Source organism: Pseudomonas sp. AD21, assembly GCF_002878485.1.
Classification (GTDB): domain Bacteria; phylum Pseudomonadota; class Gammaproteobacteria; order Pseudomonadales; family Pseudomonadaceae; genus Aquipseudomonas.
In genome coordinates this window covers 1-398 of record NZ_NQYG01000146.1, presented here as the reverse complement: position 1 = coordinate 398, position 398 = coordinate 1, and the positions used below count along the sequence as shown (strand labels likewise).

Genomic DNA, 398 nt, shown 5'->3' with positions numbered 1-398 from the left:
CCTGACGCCAATGCCCTGACCCAAAGTGGCACCTTCACCATCACCGCGCAGGATGGCGTCACCACGCTGACTGTCGGTGGTATCTCCGTGGTCACCAATGGCGTCGCTGCAGGCTTCCCGCAATCGGTTACCACACCGCTCGGCAGCACACTGACCATCACCGGCTTCAACGCAGCTACTGGTGTTGTGAGTTACAGCTACACCCTCGACCACAACGACGCTCACCCAACGGCCAACGGCGCAAACAACCTGCCCGAGCAGTTCGCCGTCACCGTGGTCGACGACAACGGCACCACCGCCAACGCGACCCTCGATGTAAACATCATCGACGACCTGCCAAAAGCGGTGAACGACAGCAACAATGGCACCGCCTCGGAAACAACCCTCACGCTGACCGG

1 protein-coding gene is annotated in these 398 nt (G+C 61.1%); it reads left to right on the top strand.

Annotated features, from left to right (window positions below):
• On the top strand, positions 1–398 hold a 398-nt coding region (locus tag PseAD21_RS29380; RefSeq protein WP_146011328.1), incomplete at both ends, for a hypothetical protein.